Origin of the sequence: Acrocarpospora macrocephala (assembly GCF_009687865.1) — a bacterium.
GTDB lineage: Bacteria > Actinomycetota > Actinomycetes > Streptosporangiales > Streptosporangiaceae > Acrocarpospora > Acrocarpospora macrocephala.
In genome coordinates, this window is sequence record NZ_BLAE01000006.1 from 25,116 (window position 1) to 48,863 (window position 23,748).

General features: G+C 70.5%; 25 protein-coding genes. 12 read left to right on the forward strand and 13 right to left on the reverse strand.

All coding sequences use genetic code 11. The annotated features are described in order from the left end of the window. From Amac_RS04470 to Amac_RS04485, 4 genes are read right to left on the reverse strand one after another with little or no spacing between them, the layout of a single operon-like run. Positions 1–2,547 carry an FtsX-like permease family protein gene (locus Amac_RS04470; protein WP_155353025.1) on the reverse strand — a complete coding sequence of 849 codons (2,547 nt, stop codon included), beginning with the start codon at positions 2,545–2,547 and terminating at the stop codon, positions 1–3. Next, complete coding sequence (locus Amac_RS04475; RefSeq protein WP_155353026.1) at positions 2,535–3,197, reverse strand: ABC transporter ATP-binding protein; 663 nt, start codon at positions 3,195–3,197, stop codon at positions 2,535–2,537. Before Amac_RS04475 ends, Amac_RS04470 begins: the two co-directional genes overlap by 13 nt. Next, on the reverse strand, positions 3,194–3,856 hold the full coding sequence (locus Amac_RS04480; protein ID WP_155353027.1) for an ABC transporter ATP-binding protein: 663 nt from the start codon (positions 3,854–3,856) through the stop codon (positions 3,194–3,196). Before Amac_RS04480 ends, Amac_RS04475 begins: the two co-directional genes overlap by 4 nt. Beyond that, the gene (locus Amac_RS04485; protein WP_155353028.1) at positions 3,844–4,395 is read right to left on the reverse strand and encodes a hypothetical protein; all 552 of its coding nucleotides are present in this window, start codon (positions 4,393–4,395) and stop codon (positions 3,844–3,846) included. The genes Amac_RS04480 and Amac_RS04485 overlap by 13 nt, the downstream gene beginning before the upstream one ends. A gap of 85 nt (positions 4,396–4,480) precedes the next feature. On the opposite strand from Amac_RS04485, the gene Amac_RS04490 reads away from it, so the two are divergent. Continuing rightward, positions 4,481–5,800 carry a sensor histidine kinase gene (locus Amac_RS04490; RefSeq protein ID WP_155353029.1) on the forward strand — a complete coding sequence of 440 codons (1,320 nt, stop codon included), beginning with the start codon at positions 4,481–4,483 and terminating at the stop codon, positions 5,798–5,800. A gap of 6 nt (positions 5,801–5,806) precedes the next feature. Here Amac_RS04490 and Amac_RS04495 read toward each other — a convergent pair whose 3' ends face one another. The 5 genes from Amac_RS04495 to Amac_RS04515 are packed head-to-tail and all read right to left on the reverse strand — an operon-like array spanning position 5,807 to position 10,079. Further along, positions 5,807–7,129 carry a sensor histidine kinase gene (locus Amac_RS04495; RefSeq protein ID WP_155353030.1) on the reverse strand — a complete coding sequence of 441 codons (1,323 nt, stop codon included), beginning with the start codon at positions 7,127–7,129 and terminating at the stop codon, positions 5,807–5,809. Then, entirely contained in the window at positions 7,126–7,791 is a 666-nt protein-coding gene (locus tag Amac_RS04500; RefSeq protein ID WP_155353031.1) for a response regulator transcription factor, read from the reverse strand. Before Amac_RS04500 ends, Amac_RS04495 begins: the two co-directional genes overlap by 4 nt. A 12-nt stretch (positions 7,792–7,803) precedes the next feature. Then, positions 7,804–8,568 carry a COG4705 family protein gene (locus Amac_RS04505; RefSeq protein ID WP_155353032.1) on the reverse strand — a complete coding sequence of 255 codons (765 nt, stop codon included), beginning with the start codon at positions 8,566–8,568 and terminating at the stop codon, positions 7,804–7,806. A 54-nt stretch (positions 8,569–8,622) separates the two neighbouring features. Further along, positions 8,623–9,312: a response regulator transcription factor gene (locus Amac_RS04510; protein ID WP_155353033.1), complete on the reverse strand. Its 690-nt coding sequence runs from the start codon at positions 9,310–9,312 to the stop codon at positions 8,623–8,625. Beyond that, positions 9,309–10,079 (reverse strand): hypothetical protein, encoded by a 771-nt coding sequence (locus tag Amac_RS04515; RefSeq protein ID WP_155353034.1) that lies wholly within the window; start codon positions 10,077–10,079, stop codon positions 9,309–9,311. The genes Amac_RS04510 and Amac_RS04515 overlap by 4 nt, the downstream gene beginning before the upstream one ends. 178 nt (positions 10,080–10,257) lie before the next feature. Here Amac_RS04515 and Amac_RS04520 point away from each other — a divergent pair, with 178 nt between their 5' ends. Genes Amac_RS04520 through Amac_RS04555 form a run of 8 tightly spaced genes read left to right on the forward strand, consistent with a single transcriptional unit; the run spans position 10,258 to position 16,858 of the window. Next, complete coding sequence (locus Amac_RS04520) at positions 10,258–11,277, forward strand: ABC transporter substrate-binding protein (protein ID WP_155353035.1); 1,020 nt, start codon at positions 10,258–10,260, stop codon at positions 11,275–11,277. Continuing rightward, complete coding sequence (locus Amac_RS04525) at positions 11,270–12,040, forward strand: ABC transporter permease (RefSeq protein ID WP_155353036.1); 771 nt, start codon at positions 11,270–11,272, stop codon at positions 12,038–12,040. The genes Amac_RS04520 and Amac_RS04525 overlap by 8 nt, the downstream gene beginning before the upstream one ends. After that, positions 12,033–12,806: an ABC transporter ATP-binding protein gene (locus tag Amac_RS04530; protein ID WP_155353037.1), complete on the forward strand. Its 774-nt coding sequence runs from the start codon at positions 12,033–12,035 to the stop codon at positions 12,804–12,806. Before Amac_RS04525 ends, Amac_RS04530 begins: the two co-directional genes overlap by 8 nt. Continuing rightward, entirely contained in the window at positions 12,803–13,723 is a 921-nt protein-coding gene (locus Amac_RS04535; protein WP_155353038.1) for an ABC transporter substrate-binding protein, read from the forward strand. Before Amac_RS04530 ends, Amac_RS04535 begins: the two co-directional genes overlap by 4 nt. Further along, positions 13,720–14,568: a sulfurtransferase gene (locus tag Amac_RS04540; RefSeq protein ID WP_155353039.1), complete on the forward strand. Its 849-nt coding sequence runs from the start codon at positions 13,720–13,722 to the stop codon at positions 14,566–14,568. Before Amac_RS04535 ends, Amac_RS04540 begins: the two co-directional genes overlap by 4 nt. After that, positions 14,565–14,960 carry a PPOX class F420-dependent oxidoreductase gene (locus Amac_RS04545; protein WP_155353040.1) on the forward strand — a complete coding sequence of 132 codons (396 nt, stop codon included), beginning with the start codon at positions 14,565–14,567 and terminating at the stop codon, positions 14,958–14,960. The genes Amac_RS04540 and Amac_RS04545 overlap by 4 nt, the downstream gene beginning before the upstream one ends. Continuing rightward, positions 14,957–15,484, forward strand: coding sequence for a nucleoside/nucleotide kinase family protein (locus tag Amac_RS04550; protein WP_155353041.1), 528 nt, complete (start codon positions 14,957–14,959; stop codon positions 15,482–15,484). Before Amac_RS04545 ends, Amac_RS04550 begins: the two co-directional genes overlap by 4 nt. Before the next feature lie 6 nt (positions 15,485–15,490). Beyond that, positions 15,491–16,858: an LLM class flavin-dependent oxidoreductase gene (locus tag Amac_RS04555; RefSeq protein WP_155353042.1), complete on the forward strand. Its 1,368-nt coding sequence runs from the start codon at positions 15,491–15,493 to the stop codon at positions 16,856–16,858. Here the strand turns inward: Amac_RS04555 and Amac_RS04560 are convergent. The 3 genes from Amac_RS04560 to Amac_RS04570 form a co-directional block, all read right to left on the reverse strand. Beyond that, positions 16,809–17,777: an alpha/beta hydrolase gene (locus Amac_RS04560; RefSeq protein ID WP_155353043.1), complete on the reverse strand. Its 969-nt coding sequence runs from the start codon at positions 17,775–17,777 to the stop codon at positions 16,809–16,811. The genes Amac_RS04555 and Amac_RS04560 overlap by 50 nt on opposite strands. A gap of 20 nt (positions 17,778–17,797) precedes the next feature. Next, positions 17,798–18,337: a maleylpyruvate isomerase N-terminal domain-containing protein gene (locus tag Amac_RS04565; RefSeq protein WP_155353044.1), complete on the reverse strand. Its 540-nt coding sequence runs from the start codon at positions 18,335–18,337 to the stop codon at positions 17,798–17,800. Positions 18,338–18,443: 106 nt separating this feature from the next. Beyond that, positions 18,444–19,487, reverse strand: coding sequence for an ArsR/SmtB family transcription factor (locus tag Amac_RS04570; protein ID WP_170322320.1), 1,044 nt, complete (start codon positions 19,485–19,487; stop codon positions 18,444–18,446). Positions 19,488–19,726: 239 nt separating this feature from the next. Between Amac_RS04570 and Amac_RS04575 the strand changes: the two genes are divergently transcribed. After that, positions 19,727–21,637 carry a calcium-binding protein gene (locus Amac_RS04575; RefSeq protein WP_155353046.1) on the forward strand — a complete coding sequence of 637 codons (1,911 nt, stop codon included), beginning with the start codon at positions 19,727–19,729 and terminating at the stop codon, positions 21,635–21,637. A gap of 155 nt (positions 21,638–21,792) precedes the next feature. Here Amac_RS04575 and Amac_RS04580 read toward each other — a convergent pair whose 3' ends face one another. After that, positions 21,793–22,350: an NADPH-dependent FMN reductase gene (locus Amac_RS04580; protein WP_155353047.1), complete on the reverse strand. Its 558-nt coding sequence runs from the start codon at positions 22,348–22,350 to the stop codon at positions 21,793–21,795. Positions 22,351–22,506: 156 nt separating this feature from the next. Here Amac_RS04580 and Amac_RS04585 point away from each other — a divergent pair, with 156 nt between their 5' ends. Then, entirely contained in the window at positions 22,507–22,896 is a 390-nt protein-coding gene (locus tag Amac_RS04585; protein WP_155353048.1) for a winged helix-turn-helix transcriptional regulator, read from the forward strand. 194 nt (positions 22,897–23,090) lie between these two features. After that, a complete protein-coding gene (locus tag Amac_RS04595; protein ID WP_155353049.1) occupies positions 23,091–23,726 on the forward strand; it encodes an SRPBCC family protein in 636 nt (211 codons plus the stop codon). The last annotated feature ends 22 nt before the right edge of the window (positions 23,727–23,748 follow it).

The window sequence follows — 23,748 nt, forward strand, 5'->3', positions numbered from 1 at the left end:
TCAAAGATCGCGGAGAACGGTCAGCGGCGGGCGGCGGGCGGCTCGGATCGCCAGCAGGCCGGCGCCCAGGAGGGCGGCGGCGCCGAGCGCGATCACCTGTCCGAGATAGGCCCAGGGGACTGCCGCCGAGCTGGGCGGCGGGTCGAACACCCCGCTCAGGACCAGGACGAGCATTCTCGCCAGCGCCCACCCGGCGCCGGCGCCCGCCGCGATGGCCAGCACGCCGACCAGGGCGACCTCGGCCCAGATGAAGGAGGCGAGCTGCCGCGCCGACGCGCCGAGGACCTGGGTCAGGGCATAGGTGCGCCGGCGTTCGGTGAACCCCAGGACCAGGAGCAGGCCGGTCGCCGCGACGGCCAGGCCCAGCGCGTAGGCCAGTTCGATGGCGGTCAGCCCGTCCAGGTCGACCGAGGTGAGGCTGCTGCCGATCACCCGCCGGACCGATTCGACGTCGCTGACCTTGGCCGAAGGACCGAACCTGGCCAGCAGCCGGTCGGCGACGACATGGGGGGCCGTGCCGTCCGTGCTGATCAGGTACGTCGTGTCCCCGGGCGCCGCCTGGGCGGCGAGGTAGGAGGCGTTGGCCACCAGGAAGCTGTCGCGGGGCGCGGTGGGGAACTCGGTGACGACGCCCGCGTAGTGGAAGGCGACCGTCTTCCCGTCGGTCGTCCTGAGCCTGACCTGGTCGCCGAGCCGCAGTTGGAAGTCGGTGACGGTCTCCTGGCTGACGAGCAGGGCGTCCGGGCTGCTCGCCAGCCGCCCGATGATCTCCTGGGCGGTGCCGCCGGAGAAGTAGCCGTCCTGGAGGCGGGTGGCGCCGACGATGGTGGACGGGCGGACGCCGTACAGATCCTGAAGGTCGGCGCCGACGTAGGCGAAGCCGTGCCGGAGCGGTTCGGCGGCGGCTATGCCGGGGACGGCCGCGAGCTGCTTCTCGGTGGCCGTGGTCTGGCCGATGGTGACGTCACCTCCGTTGGTGAGCTGCGCGTCGACCTGCGCCTGCTGCTGGTAGGTGGCGTCGAACACCGAGGTGGAGACCGCGAATGCGACCGCCAGCGCCGCCATCGTCGCCGTCCGGCCGAGGGCGCCGCGCTGGCGGGCCAGCGTGGCGGCGACCGCGGGTGAAAGACCGGCGGCCAGCGGCCTGACCAGGCGCGCGACGAGGGGACGGCCCGGACCGAGGAGCAGCCGGGCCAGGCGCAGAATCAGCAGGCTCGCCCCCGCCCACAGCAGTGCCGGCGCGGCGAACGCCCAGTAGTCCACCGACAGTTGCGGCACGCCTTCGGGCACCAGGACGAGCTGGTAGCCGGTCTTGCTGGTGATCCAGAAGACGAGCAGCGAGCCGGCGATCAGCCACAGGTCCAGCCCGTATCGGGACCAGGCGGGCGTCTCGCGACGGCGGGCGGCGGCCACCGGGCGCAGCGCGGGCAGGAGGACGACGGCGCAGCTCACCAGCAAGGTCAGCGCGGTGGCCGCGAGGGCGGGGCCGGTCAGGCGGGCGGAGCTGTACACCGTCAGGCCGGTCACCGCGGCCAGGGCCAGACCGACGGGTGCGCCGATCACGGCGATCAGGAGGGTCTCGGCCAGCGCGAGCCGGACGAACGTCGTGCGGGTGGCCCCGCGCGCCCGGAGCAGCGCCTGTTCCGCGGCCCTGCGGACCTGCCCGGAGCGGGCGACGAGTGCGGTGACCAGGACGGCGAGCACGATTCCCGGGGTGCCGAGGAAGAGGAAGAGCAGTTCGGCGTAGCGCGCGTCCTGCCGGGCCGCGTCCAGGGCCGCGCCCAGGTTGTCGCCGACCAGACCCGCACCGGCCAGGCCGACCTCCAGGTTCCGCGCCGCCCCGGCGACCCGCGTGTACGCCGCGGCGGGGTCGGCCGGCAGCCGGTGGTCGATCCGCAGGTGGAACTGGGTGCGGACCTGATCGGCGGGCAGGGCGTCGAAGAGCCGGTGCCAGTCGGCGGCCGGCAGCAGCAGCACGTTGTCCGGCGGCGCCGAGGGTTGCGCCCCGGCCGGCGCGCCCACCTTCTGGAACAGCGAGTCGGCCGTGGGCAGCTCGACCACGCCCGTGATCGTCACCTGGGCGTCGGGGAGCGGCGGCCGGTGCACGGTCACCACGGTCCCGGGGACGGCGTGCAGGTTGGCGGCCGTCTGCTGGGCCAGGAGGGGCCCGGTCGGCGTGCCCGCGAGCAGCCGCAGCTGACCGGGGAAGGTCGCCGCGTAGTCGGCCGGAATGCCGAGCGCCCGCGCCCCGCCCGTGGTCAGCGTCTGCCCATTCGCCTGCGATTGCAGACCTGCCACCGACGCGAAATCCACCTGCCGGGAGACGCCCGGCAGCGGTCCCTTCAGCTGCGCGCCGGGTTGCTGCTCCACCTGCCAGTCGACCGGCACCCGCTGGATCGCCCGCGCGGTCATGCTCTGCTGCGCCGCCGACTGGAACATCCCGAGCGCGGCGGGCAGCGCCACCGCCAGGGCGAGGCCCGCCGAGGCGGCGGCGATCCGGCCGGTCCGGCGCAGCAGCAGGCCGCGCAACCACATCAGGAAGACCATGGGACGTCCTCTCGCAGCGCGCCGTCGCGCATCTCCCAGTGCGTCGGCAGCCGTCCGGCGACCACCGGGTCGTGCGTGGCCACCAGCAGCGCGGCGTCCAGCCGGCCGGCCACCTCGGTCAGCAGGTCGACCACCTGGTGGGCGCGGGCCGAGTCGAGCTGCCCCGTCGGTTCGTCGGCGATGATCAGCCGCGGGCTGCCCGCCAGCACCCGGGCCACCGCGACCCGCTGCGCCTGCCCGCCGGACAGCTCCTCGGGCAGCTGGGCGGCCAGTCCCTCGACGCCGACCGCGGCGAGTGCGGCCAGCGCCCGCCGTCTGGCCTCGCCTTCGGCGCATCCGGCGATCAGCAGCGGCAGGGCGACGTTCTCGGCCACGTCCAGCGGCGGCAGCAGGCTGGGGCCCTGGAAGATGACGCCCACCTGGCCGCGCGGCCGCTCGTCCAGGCCCGGCCAGGCGATCGTGCCGGCCGTCGGCCGGTCCAGTCCGGCCAGCAGGTGCAGCAGGGTCGTCTTTCCCGACCCGGAAGGACCCATCAGCGCCACCCGGTCGCCCTGACGCAGGGCGCAGGTCACGCCGTGGACGGCCACGACCGCGCTGGCCCCCCTGCCGTAGGTCCTGGCCACGTCCTGGCAGCTCACCAGCGGGCTCACCGGACGCGCCCGTCGGCGAGCTCGACGACGCGGTCGGCGAAGCGGCGTACGGCGGGGCTGTGGGAGGCGATCACCACGGCGGTGCCGGTCTGCGCCTGGTCGCGGATCAGCGCCAGGACCGGGGTTTCACTGTGCGCGTCGAGCTCGCCGGTCGGCTCGTCGGCCAGCAGCAGCGCCGGCCGGTTGGCCAGCGCCACGGCGAGTCCGGCGCGCGCGGCCTCGCCGCCCGACAGGCTGCTCGGCCAGGCCCCCGCTCGTCCGGAGAGGCCGAGTTCGAAGAGCAGGCCGTTGCGGCGCTTCCGGCTCACCTGCCCGGCCAGCCGCTGCGCGAGGTCGACGTTCTGGGCGACGGTGAGGTGCTCGATCAGGTTGCCGTTCTGGACCAGCATGCCGACCTTGCCCGCCCGCAGCGCGGCCTGCTCGGCCGGTGGCCGGTGGCTCATGCGCCGGCCCGTGATCCACACCGTGCCGCCGTCGGGCTCGTCCAGACCGGCCAGCAGGGTCAGCAGGGTCGACTTGCCCGACCCGGACGGGCCGGTGACCGCGACGATCTCGCCGGCGGCGACCTCCAGCGTCACGCCGCGCAGGGCGCGGGTCTCCTCGTCGCCGGCGCGGTAGAAGCGGTAGAGCTCGTCGGCCGTCACCGCTATCGCTTCCATGCGAAGGACTCCGATACCGTACGCCACGGGTCGACGTTGTCGGCGCCGACGGGCCCGCTGAGCGTCAGGATCGCCTCCGTGCCGGTTGAGTAGAACTCGTAGCGCTCGACCTCGTCGCGGACGACCTTGCCGGTGACGGGATCGGGCGCGCTGTCGGCTCGGTAGACGATCCGGACGGCCGTGCCGCCGCTTCTGCGCACCGTGTCGACCACCGCGTCCTGGGCGCCGGGCACCTCGGCGCGGATCGAGCTCTCGGTGGGGGCCGCCGTCGAGGCCTTCGTCTCAATGCGGACGCTGTTGAGCTTGTCGGTGAATGACGCGCCCGTGCTCTGATCGGTCCTGGCCCAGCCTTCCGGCACCTTCACCTCGTACGCGCCGTCCGGCGCACGGTAGGTGACGAAGACGGTGTCGTCGGGGATGTCACCGGCGGGATTGATCTCGGCCGACTGCGCGGTGGGGGCCGTCGCCGGCGCCGGGGCTGTCGACGCGCAGCCGCTCAGAGCGACGATCACGGCCAAGACGCTGTGCTGGATACGCATGGGACCACGCTAGGGAGCACCTGGTCAGCGCCCGATGAGGCCATGGTTAGCGCGGCGTTTACCTTTGACTTGCCATCCTGTCCTGATGCGAGCGTCACCGGAAACCACATCGCTGCGGCGGCGGGTCCTCAGTGCCATCGTGCTCGTGGCGGCGCTGACGGTCCTGCTGTTCGCGGCGCCGCTGGCGGTGGCCGTCAGCGGGCAGTACCGCGGTGAGACCGTCTCGGCGCTGAGCCGCGACGCCACCTGGATCGCGGCGGCCGTGCCCGACGATCAGATCGAGGCCGGCGCGAACGCGATCACGCTGCCGACCGGGGTGCCCGCCGGCCTGACCGTCGGCGTCTACTCGGTCGACGGCCGTCTGCTCCACGGGTCGGGCCCCGCCTCGTCCGCGCTGGTGCGCCAGGCCGCCGACGGGCATCCGCACGAGGGTACGGAGGATGGTTTCCTCGCCGCGACCGCCCCGATCCCCGGTGACGCGAACCAGCTCGGCGTCGTCCGCGTGGCCACCCCCGTGGACGGGGTCGAGGACCGGATCGAGGCGGCGTGGCTGCTGATGGCCGGGCTCGCGGCCGTGGTGATCGCGCTCGCCGCGGTCTTCGGGCTCCGGCAGTCGGCCCGCCTGGCCGCGCCCCTCGAACATCTGACCAGGGCCGCGCAGGCGCTCGGCGACGGCGACTTCACCGTACGCCCGCCCCGCTCGGATATCAGCGAGGCCGACGCCGCCGGACGGGCGCTCGCGGCCACCGCGACCCGGCTCGGCGCGGTGCTGGAACGCGAGCGCTCGTTCAGCACCCACGTGTCCCACCAGCTGCGAACGCAGCTCGCCGGGATGCTGCTCGGCCTGGAGTCGGCGCTCAGCCGCCCCGCCGCCGACCGGGACCAGGCCATCCGCACCGCCATCGAGCGCGGCGAACGGCTGCACCTCGTCATCGACGACCTCGTCGGCCTGGCCCGCGACACCCGGACCGGCCACCAGCCGCTCGACGTCGCCGCCCTGCTGGCGGAGGTACGCGCCGACTGGCATGGCCGGCTCGCCGCCCAGGGCCGCCGGCTGACGATCACCATGCCCGCCGAGCTGCCGCCGGTGTCGGCCTCGCCTCCCGCCGTACGGCAGATTCTGCGGGTCCTCCTCGACAACGCCCTGGTCCACGGGGCCGCGGAGGTCGCGGTCGACGTCACCGAGGTCGGCGACGCGGTCGCCGTGGAGGTCGCCGACCAGGGCCCCGGAATGGCCGACGACGCGGACCCGTTCGCCCGCCGCACCACCGCCGGCGACGGCCACGGCATCGGCCTGGCCCTGGCCCGCTCCCTGGCCGAAGCCGAAGCGGGCCGCCTCATCCTGCGCCGCGCCCGCCCGCCCGTCTTCGCCCTGCTGCTGTCGCCGCCGCGAAGCCCGCGATGAACCTCGCTAGCCGGCGACGGGCAGCCGGAGCTCGACGAGACCGCCGCCGGGACTCGCGCGGGGCGTGAGGCTACCGCCGGCGGCCTCGGCCAGCCGCCGGGCGAGCGACAGGCCCAGCCCCACCCCGGCCAGGCCGGCGGAGGCCCTCCCCTGGACACCTGGCCGCAGCACTTCCTCCAGCTCATCGGCCCCGAAGCCGGGCCCGTCGTCCCGTACGGCGAACAGGACGCCGCCGGCCTCCTTCCGCACCCGCAGCGTGACGGCGGACCGGCCGAACCGCACCGCGTTGTCCAGCAGCGGCTGCACCATCCGCAGGACCACGTCGTGGTCGCAGCCGACCAGAAAGTCGTCGCCGTCGAGGTCGAGGGTCATCCGCAAGCCGCCCGCGCGATCACCGACGGACGCCAGCGCGTCCCTCGCGACCTGGCCTGCCGGAGTCGTGCCATCGGAGGGGCGGATGTTGTGCTGGGCCAGGCCGAGCAACGTGTCCAGCGCGTTCGTCATCCGGTCGGTGGCGCCCAGCACCTCGGTGAGCGCGGCCCGCAGCTCCGGCGCGGGCCGGTCCCGGCGCAGCGCCACCTCGGTCTCCAGCCGCACCTGGCTGAGCGGCGTCCGCAACTCGTGCGCGATCTCGGCGGTGACCCGCTGCTCATGCCGCAGCGCGGCCGACAGGCGGCCCAGCAGGTTGTCCAGCGTGCCGGCCAGCCCGCTGAGCTCGTCGCGCGGCGGTCCCAGGCCGAACCGTTTGTCGAGATCATGCTCGGACCATCGGGCCGCCTGGTCGGTCATGATCGAGACCGGGTGCAGCGCCTGGGTGACGGCGCGGCGGACGAAGAGCGCGCCGAGACCGAGGAGCAGCACGTCGAACACGGCCGCCGCGACCAGCGCCGTCCGCTCGGCCTGCAGGAAAGGTGCCAGCGAAAGCGCGACGACGAGCGTGCCGCCCGGAGCCTCCTCCTCGCGCAGCGGCACCGCGAGCAGCCGCACGTCGCTCCCGGCGTCGCGGAAGGTCGGCTGAGCCACCCCGGCGAGAGCCCGCGCCCGCTGGTCCAGCGGCCCCAGGCTCGCCGGCGAGCTGACGGGCGCGCGCCGGGCGTCGAACACCCACACCCCGTTGTCCAGCGCCTCGTCGTACGGCGTGTCGATCACCTGGAGCCGGCCCTGGGAGACGGTGATCACGGCGGCCGCGGCGTCGGCCCGCGCGCGCAGCGCGTGGTCGGCGTCGTGGTCCAGCCGCAGCGACAGCACGACGGAGAACCCGACGGTGAGCGCGAGCAGCGCCACGGCCAGCGGCGCGGCGGCGCTCAGCACCAGCCGACGGCGGATCATCCGACCCGGTACCCCACGCCGCGGACCGTCACGATCGCGTCCGCCCGGCCGAGCGCGGCCAGCTTGCGCCGCAGCCGCAGCAGGTAGGAGTCGAGGGTGTTGTCGTGGACGATCCCGCCGGCCGGCCAGGCGGCGGCGATCAGCGCCTGCCGCCGCACCACTTCGCCGGGCCGGGCCAGCAGCGCCGCCAGCAGGCGGAACTCGGTGGGCGTCAGGCCGGCGCTCTTACCGTCGCAGCCCACCTCATGAGCGGCCAGATCGAGGAACAGCCCGTCCGGCGGATCGGCCGGCTGGTGGCCGCGCCGGACCAGCGCCCGCAGGCGCAGCACCAGTTCCTCGAAATGGAATGGCTTGGGCAAGTAGTCGTCCGCGCCGGCCCGGAATCCCGACAGCCGGTCCGTGACATCGCCGCGCGCGGTCAGGAGCAGGACCGGCGCGCGGACCCCGCGGGCCCGCAGCGCCAGCACCAGGTCCCGGCCGTCGGTGTCGGGCAGGCCGATGTCGACGACGAACACCTCCGGGGCGCTGTCGCCGAGCCCGGCCAGCAGGTCGCCGCCGGACGCCGTCGACAGGACGACGTCGAACCCGTCCTCCCGCAGCCCCCGGCCGAGCGCCAGGCGCAGGGTGAGGTCGTCCTCGACGATGGCGATTCGCGTCGTCATACCGCCCTCCGGTCAAGCCGTCGCTTCGATGGCGTCCCTGCGCGTCACCGCCAGGTAGCTTACGAACACCAGGATCGTGGCCAGGAAGAGCCCGCTGGTGGCAACCGTACCCAACCCCAGGCCGCCGTCCTCCGTCGGCTGGGCCAGATAGTCGCCCAGGGAGGCGCCGAGCGGGCGGGTGAGGATGTAGGCGATCCAGAACGTGGCGACCCCGTTGGCGCGCAGGCCGAATCGTGCGCCCGCGACTATCGCGATCAGCACGGCGAAGATGATCGCCGAAGGCAGGTAACCGAGTCCGAGCTGTTCGGCCGCCAGGTCCCCGGCCGCGGTGCCGAGCGCGAAGGTGAACAGGATCGCCAGCCAGTAGAAGGCCTCCCGGCGCATCGTGTAGATCGTGTGGATGGACAGGGTCCGCTCGCTGGCGTACCAGGTGGCGAACGTCAGCGCCAGCGCGACGCCGAACATGACGGTCGTCACCTCCAGCGAGACGCCGAAGTTGTCGATCAGGCTGTCGGTGATCAGCGTGCCGACGATGCTGATCAGCACCACGGCCAGCCAGTAGACGGCGGGCAGGTACCGCCTGGCCCGGAACTGGGCGTAGATGACGACGATCAGCAGGGCGCCCATGACGAGCGTGGTGTTCGTGAGGCCCAGCCCCAGGTTCACATTCAGGAAGTCGGCCGCGGTCTCCCCCACCGTCGTGCACAGGACCTTGATAATCCAGAAGTAGAGGGTGACTTCGGGAACCTTGTTGAGCGTGCGTGTGGTGATGTCCATGCGGGGACCCTCACACGGATCACCTGGACACAACCTGACCGCGTGCGCCGGGGCTCAGGCGTCGGGCTCGTAGCGGTAGCCGCGCCCGCGGACCGTGGTGATCCGTCGTGGGTCTTCGCCGTAGTCGGACAGCTTGCGGCGCAGCGCGAAGACGTGGACGTCGAGGGTCTTGGTGGGGCCGAACCAGTTCTCGTCCCACACCTCGTCCATCAGCTGCTCGCGCGTCACGACCTCACCGGCCCGCCCGGCCAGTGCCACCAGCAGGTCGAACTCCTTCGGGCGCAGGGCGATCTCGGCTCCGGCCAGGTAGGCACGGCGGCCCAGCAGATCCAGGCGCAGCCGGCCCACGGTGACCGTACGATCCTCCGGGGGCGCAGCCTGGCGGCGCAGGTGCGCCCGCAGCCGGGCCAGGAGTTCGGTCAGCCGGAACGGCTTGGTCAGGTAGTCGTCGGCGCCCGCGTCCAGGGCCATCACCACGTCGAACTCCTGCGTCCGCGCGGTCAGAACCACGATCACGGCGGATGGCAGAACCGCGCGCAGCCGCCGGCATACCGTCACGCCGTCGACGTCGGGCAGGCCGAGGTCGAGCAGCACGAGGTCCGGTGCGGCGGCCTCGGCCTCGGCCATCGCCAGCCGCCCTTCGGGAGCCAGCGCCACCTCGTAACCCTGTACGGCGAGCGCTTGAACGAGCTCGTCCCCGATGATCGGGTCGTCCTCCACCACCAACAGCCGCGCCGAGGTCATGTCTCGATCGTAGATAACGGGCCGGTTGCCTGGGCCGAGGCGTGCCCTTCACTGCGGAATAACGCGTACGCCGCTTCTCGGACGGCGATGTCTTTCACCTTGTCGATGAACTCATCCGGAGTATCGCCGCACAATTTCTTGAGAGCGGCGGAGGAGTCGAGGAGGCGGGCGATCAACTCTCGCTGGCTCTCGAGCGGGTAGGGCACACCATCGGCCCCGGCGAGACAGCCGTGCTTGCCGACGTAGATGTGGCAACCCCGAAGCCGTACGCCCGAAACGAGCGTCACCGGATGGATGTCGTCGGGCACGAGACGCCGGTCGTAGTTGGGTTCGGAGGCGTCCAGGACCTCGATCTGTGCGTCGTCCAGCCACAGCACGAACAAGCGGGAGACCACGCCGGGCACGGTCACGGGGACGGCGGGCAGGTAGCCGTACTTGTTGATATGGGCGGACACGCCCGGCGCGATGCCGTGCACGTTGGCCAGCGTCAAGGGGATCACTGGCCGAACCTGCTGGTTGACGAACTTCCGGTAGAGCTGGCCGGGGGCAGCGTTGGATCCCACGGCGATCACGCGGTGGCGCTGGTCGAGGGGTTCGGCGCCGAGACGGGCAAGGTGCTCGTCGAGCCGTACCCCATCCTCTTCTCCGCCGAGAGTCCAGGCAGCCGCCGGCTCCCCACCAACCGCGCGAAGCGGGACATAGCGATCCCCGGAGAAGACGCCTGATGTCGGGGGTAAGCGTCCCGGATAGGTGAGCGGGTGCGTCATCGGATCCTCAGCGAACAGTTCGGCTAAACCACGTTCGGGGGGAGTCAACACGCCTCCAGTTTGTCGCGCCTGCGGCGCGCGTACCCACCAAAGCCCCAGGCCAGCCCGATCTGGTATCTTGATGGAGATTTCCCTACAATCCCGACATGAAATACCTGCTTAGCCACGGAGACCCCCGATGAAACTGCACCACGCCCTCGCGACCCTCACCACCGCATCTCTCCTCGTCGCCGGGCTGGTCTCCTGCGGCGGTGACCCGAGCGACCAGACCACCGCCGAGGGTTCCGCCGCGCCGCTCCGCAAGATCCAGGTCTCCCTGGACTGGACGCCGAACACCAACCACACCGGTCTGTACGTGGCCAAGGCCAAGGGCTTCTACGCCAAGCACGGGCTGGACGTCGAGATCATCCAGCCGGGCGACGCAGACCCCTCCGCCCTGGTCGCCGCCGACAAAGTCCCCTTCGCGGTCGGTTATCAGGAGGCACTGACCCAGGCGCGCTCGCAGGGCGCCCCGCTGGTCTCCATCGCCGCGATCATCCAGCACAACACCTCCGGCTTCGCCTCGCCCAAGGACCGCGCGCTCACCAGCCCCGCCCAGTACGCCGGCAAGACCTACGGCTCCTTCGGCGGCCCCATCGAGGAACCCCTGCTCAAGACGATCGTCAAGGCCGACGGTGGCGACCCGGCCACGATCAAGACGGTCAGCGTGGGCAACGCCGACTTCTTCGCCGCCACCAAGAAGGGCATCGACTTCACGTGGATCTTCTATGCCTGGACGGGCATCGAAGCCGAGCTCCGCGGCGAGCCGGTCAACATCCAGTACGTCAAGGACTACGACAAGGCACTCGACTTCTACACGCCGATCCTCATCACCAACGAGACGCGGATCAGCAAGGACCCCGAACTCGTCAAGCAGTTCCTCGCCGCGACCTCCGAGGGCTACACCTACGCCGCCGCCAACGCCGCCGAGTCCGCCGATATCCTGCTGGCCGCCGCACCGGATCTGGACGCCGAACTAGTGAAGAAGAGCCAGGAATGGCTCAGCCCGCGGTACCAGGACGACGCGCCGCGCTGGGGCCAGCAGAACCCGCAGATCTGGTCGGACTTCTCGGCCTGGCTGTTCCAGCAGAAGGTGCTCACCGTCGAGGTGGACTCGGCCAAGGCGTTCACGAACGACTTCCTGCCCGCGAATGGCTGAAACGCGGATCCGGCGCTGGGTTCCGCCCCTCGTCGCGGTCGTGCTGATCCTGACGGCCTGGCAGCTCTTCACCGTCCTGTCGGGAATCGACAGGTGGCTGCTGCCGAGCCCGGCCGACATCGTGGCGGCGGGCGGGGCCGACCGCCTCTCGCTGGCCGGCCACACGCTCGCCACCGTACGGCTGACGCTGCTCGGCTTCGCCGCGGGCGTGGCCACCGGCCTGCTCGTCGCGGTGGTGCTGCACGTCGTGCCGGTGGTGCGCGCGGCGGTCTACCCGCTGCTCGTGGTCAGCCAGAACATCCCCACGATCGCGCTCGCCCCGCTGCTGGTGGTCTGGCTGGGTTTCGGGGTGCTGCCCAAGGTCATCGTGATCGTCCTGGTCTGCTTCTTCCCGGTCGCCGTCGCCACGCTGGACGGCCTGGCCAGGACCGACCCGGTGACGGCGAACTACCTCCGGATGAGCGGGGCGAACCGGCGGCAGCTCTTCACCAAGCTGGAGTTCCCGAACGCGCTTCCCGCCGTGTTCTCCGGCCTCAAGATCGCGGCGACGTACAGCGTCTTCGGCGCGATCATCTCCGAATGGCTGGGCAGCGACCAGGGCATCGGCCGTTACATGATCATTCAGAAGTCGGCCTTCCGCGCCGACCGGATGTTCGTCTCGATCGCGATCGTCGTGCTGGTCAGCCTGCTGATCTTCGGCGCGGTCGTGCTGCTGGAAAGGATTCTGGTACGTGGCCGACCCAGGCGTGACGCCCATGGCTAGCGCCCTCGAGGTGAGCGGCGTCTCCAAGTCCTTCCGCCGAGGGCGGGAGACGCTCCCGGTCCTGGTCGACATCTCCCTCCGCGTGGAGAACGGGGAGTTCGTGTCGATCGTGGGACCGTCGGGCGGCGGGAAGAGCACCCTGTTCCACATCGTCGGCGGGCTGCTGGCGGCCGACCAGGGAACCGTACGCGTCGGCGGGCAGGACGCCGCCGGCCGCCGCGGGCTGATCGGCTACATGCCCCAGCAGCCCGCGCTCCTCCCCTGGCGCACCATCGAGGACAACGTGGTGCTGGCCAGGGAGATCGCCGGGGAGCCACGCCGCGGGTCCAGTGCCCTCGCCCGCGAATGGCTGGCCAAGGCCGGCCTGGACGGCTTCGCGTCGGCCTACCCGCACACCCTCTCCGGCGGCATGCAGCAGCGGGTCGCCTTCCTGCGCGCGCTGCTCAGCGACCACGAACTGCTCCTGCTGGACGAGCCGTTCAGCGCGCTGGACGCCATCCTCCGCGTCGACATGCACCGTTGGCTCCTCGACATCTGGGAGGAGAACCGCCGCTCCATCCTGTTCATCACGCACAACGTCGAGGAGGCGCTGCTGCTGTCCTCAACCGTGTACGTGTTCACCGGGCGACCGGCCACCGTGCTGGAACGGGTCGAGGTGCCCTTCGCCCGTCCCCGCTCCGACGAGGTGCTCGACGACCCCGAGTTCATCCGGCTGAAGCGCCGACTGACCCACCTGCTCAAACACGATGCAAGGCAAGCGAGATGACCCACCTGCGCGTAATGCTGGAGTATTTCCATCCATGGACCAACGCGGCCGGTTTCTACGTCGCCAGTAGCGCGGGGTGGTACCGCGAGGCCGGTTTCGACGTCGAGATCACCGTGCATGACCCACTGCGCGGCGACACGCTGGCCCACCTGTCGCGCGGCGAGGCGCACTTCGGCGTCTTCCCGACCAACCGCCTGCTCGTACGGCACGCGGCGGGCGAGGACCTGACGGCCGTCGCGGCGATCAACCATCGCGGCATGGAGACCATCCAGACCGTCACCGGGCTCGGCATCGAGCGCCCGCGCGACCTGGCCGGGAAGCGGCTCGCGCTCAACCCGACCCCCCGCGGCGTGGCCATGGTCCGCCACCTCGTGACCGCGGACGGCGGCGATGCGGACTCCCTCGTCCTGGTGAACAGTGGTTCCCGCGAGCTCAGCGTCGACGACATCGCGGCGGGCGAGGTCGACGCCACGTTCGGCGGATACTGGGCGTGGGACGCTCTCATGGGCGACCTGCCTCGGGACCGGAGGGTGCTGTGGCCGGTCGACGAGATCGGCGTGCCGCCGTACCACAGCTACCTGCTGGGCGTCGGACTCGCGCTGCGGGACGAGGCGGAGCTGATCCGGGACTTCCTGGCGGTCACCGAACGCGGATACCGCACGGCCATCGAGGACCCGGGCCTGGCTCTGGCGATCCTGGACCGGGTGATCCCGTACTTCCCCCGGAAGCTGCTGTCCCGCTCGCTCGAACTCATCGCGCCCACCTGGACGCACGGCGGCCGATGGGGTGAGATCCAGGACGAGCTCATGCGATCGTACGCCGACTGGCTGGCCGCCAACGGCGTGCTCGCCACGGCCGACGGCTGGGCGGACGCCGTCCGGACCGATCTCCTGCCGGATTCGGCGGCCTCCCGATGACCGGGCCTCTCGTCGATCCGGCCTGGCTCGCCGAACGAGACGGCCTCGTCGTGCTGGACGCCACCGTGGTGCTTCCGGCTCCCCGCCATGACGGGGATCACCGGTCCTCCTCGGGGCGGGACGGGTGGGCGCGGGAGCACATTCCCGGCTCGGTCCACGCCGACCTGCTGCACGATCTCAGCGATCCCGGCTCGCCGTGGCATTTCGCCCGGCCGGCTCCCGACGTCCTGGCCGAACGGCTGGGCGGGCTCGGCGTCGCCGACGGGACCACGGTGGTGGCGTACGACACGGCCGGGGGGCTGTGGGCTGCGCGGTTGTGGTGGCTGCTCCGCTGGATAGGGGTCGACGCCCACGTGCTCGACGGTGGCCTGCGGGCCTGGCGCGACGCCGGGCTTCCCACCGCGGCGGGGCTCGCGACCACGACACCCGGGTCGCTGACGCCACGCCCGCGAAACGGATACTGGGTCGGCAAGGACGATCTGGTCTCCTGGTCGGAGGGCGCCGTGGCGGCGACGGTGGTGTGCGCGCTGTCCCCCGAGACGTTCCGCGGCGAAGTGCCGTCCAGGTACGCCCGGCGCGGCCACATCCCCGGCAGCGCCAACGTGCCCGCGCGCGGCCTGACCGGCCCGGACGGCAGATACCTTCCGGCTGGGGAACTGCGCGCGGCGACCGCGGACCTCGGGGAAGGCCCGGTCTGGATCTACTGCGGCGGAGGGATCTCCGCCGCCAGTCTCGCGCTGGTCCTGACCCTGCTGGGCCGGGACGAGGTGGCGATCTACGACGGTTCCCTGGAGGAGTGGGCCGCCGATCCGGCGCTTCCCCTGGCCGTCGGAGCACCCCGGTGACCAGGCTCTCCGACGAGGTACGGGCATTCCTCGACGCCCCCGAGTTCGCCGTCCTGGCCACCGCCGAGCCCGACGGCCGTACCCAACTGTCGGTGATGTGGGTGGGGCGCGACGGCGACGACCTCGTGATGGCGACCAAGCGCGGCCGCCGCAAGGTGCGCAACCTCCAGCGCGACCCCAACGCCACCGTCCTGGTCTACTCCCGGACCCGGCCCACCCGGTACGTCGAGATCAGGGGCACCGCGAAGATCACCGACGAGGACGCCCGCGCCCTCATCGACAGGCTGTCCAGGAGCTACACCGGCCGGGACCACGTGCTGGGCGACCCCGACGAGGAACGGGACCGCGTGGTCATCCGGATCACCCCCGACCGGGTCCGCCACCAGCTATGAAGCAGGCCGACGAGATAGCGGCGTGGCTGCGGGAGCGCCCCGCGCGGGCCGGGCGCACCCGCGTGCTCGCCGTGGAAGGACGCTCCGGATCGGGCAAATCCACTCTCGCTGACGAACTGGGCGCACCCGTGGTGCGGATGGACAACCTCTACCCCGGCTGGGACGGCCTGACGGCCGGGATCGACGCGCTGGTCGAATGGGTGCTCCGTCCCCTCGGCGCGGGACTGCCCGCCCGGTGGCGGCGATACGACTGGCACCGGGGCGAGTACGCCGAATGGCACGACGTGCCGACCACCGACACGCTCGTCGTCGAGGGCGTCGGCTCCGGCGCGCGCCCGGCCGCGCCGTACCTGAGCGGCCTGATCTGGATGGAGGCCGCCGACGCGACCCGCAGGTCCCGGGCACTGGCCCGGGACGGCGACCTCTACACCCCCCACTGGACCCGCTGGGCGAGCCAGGAGGAGCGCTACTACGCGCTCGACGACGTCCGCTCCCGCGCGGACCTGACGATCATCACGGATTGAGGAACCATGGCGAAGCGGATCAGGCTGCACGGCCTGCGGCAGTCGACGGTCGGCCACACGGCGATCGGGCTCTGGCGCCATCCCGACAGCCAGGCCCACCGCTACCGCGAGCTGGACTACTGGGTGGAGACCGCGCGGATCCTGGAGCGGGGTGGATTCGACGCCCTGTTCATCGCCGACGCGCTGGGCCCGCTCGACGTCTACCAGGGCAGCGTCGACGCGGCCCTGCGGGACGGCATCCAGACCCCCACCGACGATCCGCTGCTGGGCATCAGCGCCATGGCCGCCGCCACCCGGCACCTCGGCTTCGCCGTCACGGTGTCCACCACGTACGAACAGCCGTACGCGTTCGCCCGGAAGATGGCGACCCTGGACCACCTGACCGGCGGGCGCATCGGCTGGAACATCGTGACCTCGGCCCTGGACAGCGCCGCGCGCAACCTCGGCCGGGACTCCCAGCTCCCCCACGACGAGCGGTACGCCGTCGCCGAGGAGTTCATGGAGGTCGTGTACAAACTCTGGGAAGGAAGCTGGGAGGACGACGCCGTGGTGCGCGACGCCGAGACCGGCGTCTTCGTCGACCCGGCGAAGGTCCACCCCGTCCGCCACCACGGCAAGCACTACCGCGTGCCGGACATCGCCCTGTTCGAGCCGTCCATCCAGCGGACTCCGGTGCTCTACCAGGCCGGCACTTCATCGGCCGGACGCGCCTTCGCCGCCCGCCACGCCGAGGGCGTCTTTCTCAGCACCTACCGCCCCGACATGGCACGCAAGCTAGTCGACGACATCCGGGAGCGGGCCCGGCAAGGCGGGCGCGACCCCCGATCACTGAAGTTCTTCGCCATCGCCACCGTGATCGTGGCAGCGACCGACGAGGAAGCACACGCCAAGCTCCGCGACTACCAGCAGTACGCCAGCATCGAGGGGAGCCTCGCCCGCTGGAGCGCCCTCATGCACATCGACCTGTCCGGCCTCGACCACGACACCCCACTCGAGTACGTCGACACGGACGGCATCCGCGGCATGGTCGAGTTGTTCACCACCCTCGACCCGTCAACCCGGTGGACCCCCCGGGCGATCGCCGAGTTCGTCGGCGTGGGCGGTGGCGGCCCTGTCATCACCGGTTCCCCCGCGACGGTCGCCGACGAACTGGAACGCTGGCTCGACGAGGGCGACCTCGACGGCTTCAACATCGCCGACCCGGTCCCACCGGTCACCTTCCGCGATTTCGTCGACCTGGCCGTCCCAGAACTCCGCCGCCGCGGCCGCGTCTGGAACGACTACCCAGGCCAGACCCTCCGCGAGACCTTCTACGGCCCCGGCGTCACCCGTACTCGCCCCGACCATCCCGCATCGGCGTACCGACTTCGCTGAGCGAGAAGAACCGGTCGAGGTCGTCGGCGATGTCCTGGATCGCCTGCCTCGCGGCGGACAGCGCCCCCGGGAAGTTCAGGAACGCGTGCATCGTGTCCTCGTACTCCAGGTAGCTGACGTCCACTCCCGCCTTGTCCAGCCGTCCGGCGTACTCGCGAGCGTCGTCGCGCAGCGGGTCGCGGCCGGCGCCGAGGATGAGGGCCGGCGGGAGCCCCTCGAACGTCTGCGCTCGCAGCGGGGCGGCGTAGGGCGTGACGGGCTGGTCGGCCAGGTACTGGGCGTCGTACCACTCTTCCAGGCTGGAATTCAGCAGGTCGCCGTCGAACAGCCGGCGCGACTCGCAGTCCCGGCCGAAGTCGAGCGCCGGGTAGCAGAGGATCTGCCGCATCACCTGAGCTCCGCCGCGATCGCGGGCGAGCAGGCAGGCGGCCGCGACGAGGTTCGCACCGGCGCTCTGGCCGCCGGCCGCGATACGCCCGTCGCCACCGATCGCGGCGCCCTTGGCGGCCAGCCATTGGAGGGCGTCGTAGGTGTCGTGGAGGGCCGCCGGGAACGGGTGTTCCGGGGCGAGCCGGTAGTCGAGCGAGACCACATTCACGCCGGTACGCCGGGCCAGAGCCGAGCAGGCCACGTCCACGTCGGCGAGTGACCCGCCGACGAAGCCGCCGCCGTGGAGCCAGAGGAGCAGGGGCCGCGGTGTCTCCGCAGCGTGCCGGTACAGCCGGACGCGCATCGGCGTCTCGCCGCGGGGCAGCAGCACGTCGGTGCGGACCCGGACGGGTTCCGTGTGGCCGGCCACCTCGGGGTCGGGCAGGCTCGCCCGGTCGGCGACAAGGTCGTCATAGGTGATCGATCCTGCCTGGGGTCCGATGAGATCGAGGAGAGCCGAGGTCTCCGGCGCGAATCGTGCGTCGCGCACTGCATGAGTCCGAATGTTGATCACCCCTCAACGGCGGTCAGTCGGCCGAGGTGGACGGCGGCGTGCCAGTAGGGCGCCACGTTGGGCACCGACATGACGTACTGCGCCAGCGATCCGACACTCGGCGCCTGCGAATGTCCGAGCCCGGTCGGCGCACGCCATCCGTCCTCGTCATAGCTCCGCAGTTCCGCGAGGAGAGCTTCCTGAACTGCGGAGTAGCGATCCGTCAACAGGCCCACGGGAAGGTCACGACCTGCGGCGACACCCGACTTGTTGAGCATCTGGCCCGCCTCGCGCGTCTCCCACACCGATCGCAGGCTCCAGTGCGCACGTCCGAGACGCGCTTCCGTGAGCACCGCCAGGTTGATCTCGTCCCACATCAGCACATGGGCCACGAGGTCGCGCAGCGACTCGCAGAAGTCGCCGAGTGGGCCGCCGGCGACGCTGTATCCGGCCACCAGGTCCTCCTCCGAGCGTTGTGCGAGCTCCTCCAGCAGGAGTCCCCGGTCCACGCGGATACGCCGGGCGGCCTCCTCCATCGGCAATGCGCTTGTGCTCACAATCGTGCTCCGCTCTCGTATCCGTCCCTCGTCGTCCCCAAGAGGAAAGAGCATGCCGGTCGGGAAGGCGAGCGGACTGACGATGTTCGGCAATCGTCGCCACGTGTCAGCGGAGAAGGAGCCGCACGAGGTCCACGCCGACCGACTCGACCGCCTCCACCTCGAGGGCATACTGGACGAAACGCCCCTGCCGTTGGGCGCGGACCAGACCAGCGGACGCCAGCGCGCGAAGATGCCGGGTGACCTGGCTCGGGTCCATGCCCCACAAAGCCGCGATCTCGCCGGCGGTTCGCGGCTCGCTGGCGATCGCCCGGCAGACCTCCAGGCGGCCCGCGTGGGCGAGAACGGTGAGCCGGGAGAGTATCGCCGGGGCCGAGGGCACCGAGCCCTGATCGGCACCGGCGTCATGGATCAGCAGGAGCGGCTGACCTGGGATGTTCGCCACGTACACGTGCGGGCGCACGAAAGCGCTCGGTGCGATCGCCAGGCCGCGGCGGGACACGTCGTGGCGACTGCTCTGGACCTTGGCGATGACGACGCTGCTACCGCGAACGCTCACGGCAGGGTCCAAGGAGGACAGCGCGGCCGCCACTCCGAAGCGCTGGAGAACGTCCTCGATCTGCCGCGATCGTGCGACGAGGTCCGGCTGGACGGTACGCCACTCGTCACGGAACCACTCCTGCCAGGTGGCCGCGAGAAAGTCCAGGAAGCGCCCGACCGCCTCCTCAGGCTGGTCGATCAGCGCGTCGACCAGAGCGGTGACGGCCGGTCCCCGAGACCTTCCCCACTTGCGGGCCGCAGCCGGATCTCCGGCACCCGATACCGGGCGCAGCAGCTGAGCCGCGAGCTCACGCGCCGGAATCCGCCGCATCCGCTCAACCTGCCCGGGAAAATCAGTCCGGTCCGGACTCCCGGTGACGCGCACGAACGGAGTCGCGCGGATCGCCTGAGTCGCCCATGCCCACGTCCTGCTCTGCTCGGCGAGAGCCGGGCTCATGGCCGCGCGCACGTTCTGTGCCCATTCCTCACGGTTGTGATGCTTCGGCTGACCCAGTACGTGCAAGGCGGACCCGAGTTCGATCAAGGGCGCCACGACGACGTGGACGCGCTGAACCGGAAGCGACTTCAGCCCGGCGACGATGATCGGCACACCATTCATTCTCGTACGCGCCGCCTGCCACCATGCGGCACACGTGCCGTTCTCATGCGATTCATGCCTGGTTTACGGATGTGCCACGCGGAGCGGCGCAATTGCCACTCTGTTCACCTGGGGTTATGCGGAATTGTTTGGGAATATCGCGACGCTGGGGCTCCATGAGGCCGGGGATTTCATGGCCTGAGGAAGCGTTCCGTGGGGCGTGAATTTGTTTGCGCAATAAGGAGAGCCAAATGAAACGTGTGTTACTCACGGTAGCCGTCATGGTCGCGTTCCTGGCACCTGTCCAGGCACCCGCGCACGCGTTGGATCCTGTGCCCGGCCAGCAGAACCTGGGGGTGGGGCCGTACCATGGCCGGCCGCCCCTGAAGAGCGTCATGCCCTCCGCCCTGGCGGACTTCAGCGGACGGAACACGAGCAAGGCGACGATGAGCGCCGACGGGCGCATCGTCGCATTCACCAGCACCAACTACCCCCAAACTCTCCACACCTGGGATCGGCGTACGGGGCAGACCACCCGGTACGACCTGACCCCGACGTCGTTCGAGGTCGTCGAGACTCTCGATCCGCAGATCAGCCCGGACGGCACGGCCGTGATCTTCGCGTCGTGGAACACGGGACCGCTGCCCAACCCCAACCCGCCGGAATCCGCGAACGTTCGCGGGCTGTACCACTACAACCTGCTGACCGGGGCGGTGACTCGACTCGACGTCAACGCCCAAGGCGTGACGAGTGACCGCTCGCCTGGCTCGTTCCGCTTCGTGGGCAACCACAGCGTCGCCTTCGCCAACGTCTCCGCCAACTTGCTTCCGTCCGGCGCCCATGGCGTCGTGATCCGTGTCCTGGGGACAGGTGAGCTGATCCGAATCCGCATGGACAACCCCCCGTACAACGCGAGCGAATACACCGTCTACGGCGGCGACGAGGGCGGCCGGTTCATCGCGTTCCGGGCGGCCAGAAACGCCTTCCCGACCGTCATCGACGTGCTGTACGTCTACGACCAGGTCACCACCCTCGTACGGGAAATCGCCACCGTCGACTACGCCGTCAACTACGGTGTGAACTTCCACGCGAGCGTCGACAACAAGCAAAAGCTCTACTTCAACGGCGAGGACGACAAGATCTACAAGCTGGACCTGCTCTCCGCCGGGGAACCCGAAGTGATCATCGAAGGGGTCGAGGGAACCGACATCGCCGGGCCGGTGGAGCGGCCGACGGCGTCCCCGAACGGCCGGTTCGTCGCCGCCTGGAACCAGAGCAGGCCCGTCCTGCTCGACCAGACGACCGGACAGTTCAGGCGGTTCCCCCTGGTCCTCAGCGAATCCAGCACCGACCCCTATCCCTCCTCCCTCTCAACGGCGGACCTCGCGTTCTCCAGGAACGGGCGCCTGGCGCTCATCACCGGGATGAACGGCGTGCACCCGGAGGGCAGCTTCATCATCCAGCGCGACCTGGCCCAGGACTGCGATCCGGCGCTCGCCACGATCACCGGCTCCGGGACGATCTACGGAGGCCCTGGCGACGACGTCATCCACGGCTCCCCCGGGCCCGACGTGATCAACGCCTACGGCGGCGACGACGTGGTGTGCGGGTTCGGGGGTGACGACACCATCCTCGGTGGCGCCGGCCGCGACGTGCTGTACGGCGGCGAAGGCGACGACCTGCTCCGCGGCATCGAAGACGACGACGTGATCGAGGGCGGCCCGGGCGCGGACGTCATGAACGGCGGCGCGGGCTTCGACGCGGTCTCTTACCTCGACGCCCCGGCCGGGGTGGACGTCAGCCTCTCCGGAGCCGCCCCGAACGACGGAGTCCCCGGCGAGGGCGACACGGTCGGTGTGGACTTCGAAGTCGTCCTCGGCTCGAAGCACGACGACACGATCGCCGGGCGGGACCGCGACGAGATCCTGTTCGGCTTCCAGGGCTCCGACCACCTGGCCGGATACGACGGCGCGGACACCCTGTACGGCGGCTTCGGCACCGACGTCCTGATCGGAGACGCGGGAGACGATCGTCTCGACGGAGGCCTCGACACCGAGGACATCTGCGACGGCGGTCCAGGCACCGACACCTTCGTGACGAATTCCTACTACACCTTCTTCAACAACACCTTGGGCTGCGAGATCAACAGAAGCCAGCCCTAGCTGCGACCTTGTCACTCAGGCTTCAGCCGGCCGACGGCATCATCTCCGACGATGTCGACCTGCTCGCACGGGTCGCCCGCCGCAACGGCCTGCGGTAAGGCGGTACGTGCAGCGCGGCGGCCCGGGTTTCCGCCGGGCCGCCGCTCGCGCGGGAGCTACTGACGAAGGGGCGCCAGCGCGTCGGACCAGGCGACGACCTGGTCGAACGTCGTGGCCAGCGCGTCGACCTGGTGCGCGCCCGGGGTCAGCGTGGTGAAGTTCTCGAAGTCGGTGTAGAACGACAGGGCCACCTGGGACCTCGTCGTCGCCAATTGGACCTCGGCGGCGACCAGCCGCAGGTGCTCCACCGCCCGGACCCCGCCCGCGACGCCGTAGCTGACGAACCCGGCCGCCTTGTTGTTCCACTCCGCGTACAGGAAGTCGATGGCGTTCTTCAGCACGCCCGTGGTCGAGTGGTTGTACTCGGGCGTGACGAACACGAACCCGTCGAACCCGCCGATGACCTCCGACCATGCCTTCGTGTGCTCGTTGTCGTAGCGACCGCCAGAGGCGGGCACCGGCTCGTCGAGATGGGGCAGCGGGTGATCGATGAGGTCGACGATCTCGAACTTGGCGTCCTGCCGCCCTTCCGCCTGGGCGAGCACCCAGTCGGCCACAACCCGGCTGTAACGCCCGGGCCGTACGCTGCCAACGATGATGGCGATCCTCGTCACGTCTTGTCTCCTCACGGTCGGTGATGTCCTTGGACGGCCTGCCAACGACCGTCCCGACCGGCTGAGCGGCTTTACGGAGACGTTGATTCCCACTCGAGAACATGCACTATTTAGTGCGATACGCACCTCAAAGTACATATTGCGAAAGGAGCCATAATGACAATTCCCGACCTTGCCAACACCGCCTCGGCCTGCGACGATGACCAGCTCAAATCAGTACTCCGCGGCCTGCTCACCACCATCGGCGACAAATGGACCCTCGTCGTCATCGCCTCCCTCACCCAGGGCGAACAGCGCTTCACCACCCTCCTGCGCACCATCGACGGCATCTCCCACCGCATGCTCACCAAAACCCTCCGCGACCTCGAACGCGACGGCCTGGTCACCCGCCAGGCCCACGCCGAGGTCCCGCCCCGCGTCGAATACTCCCTCACTCCCCTGGGCCACACCCTCCTCGACCCGATCGAGTCCCTCACCCACTGGGTCGAAGCTCACGGCCACACAATTCTCGCCAACCGCACACAACCCCACCGGACCTCGCGCTGACCTGCTGATGTCGCGCCGTCCGCACGCTCGATGTTCACGTCGCCCACCTGAGGGCCAGGCTCAGTGAGCCCAACGTGGTGGGGACCGTACGAGGTGTGGATTATTGGTCGATGTCCGGATAAAGGTTGGCAATTACTGCCAGAGGTGATCACGACAGAGGTGCTAGTGAGCAGGATGCGATAAATGTTCATGCCATGAATACGAGGCTTCTTCGCCTGTTAAGCGCTCCCCTGCTCGCCCTGTCCCTCGTGCTCTCGGTCATGGGCACGGCGGCGCAGGCCGACACTGACGCCCAGCTCGCCCAACAGTGGCAGTACGCCTGGAACACGTACAAGTTCTACCAGGTGGCCGACCCCCTGCCGGACGGCCGGGCGCGCAAGTCCCAGAGCATCTCCATCGTCATCAACGCGCCGCGTACCCGCGTCTTCAAGGCCTATTCCAACTTCGAGAACCACATCGGGGCAAACCCGTTCCTCGAGCGGGTGGTCACCCACTCCGACAAGACCAAGCACGGCGTACGGACCAAGAACCTCACCGCGATCGAGGTGATCCCTGTCGAGCCGGACCCCATCACGCTGAACACGCACGCCCAGCAGCGCATCAACCTCGACAATTACTGCTACGAGGTCGACTCGTGGTCGACGGGGAACATCGTGACCCACCAGAAGATCGTGTTTGAGAACCTCGGCGGGTCGCGCACCCGCGTGACCGAGCACCTGACCTTCGAGACGACCCAGGACCTCATCGACTTCACGCTGTCTCAGGGCGTGCTGGCGCACCAGGGCATCCAGCAGGGCCTGAAGCAGCGCATCGAGAGCGGCGCACTCTAGCCCTCGCGGGTCGTGGTGGCCC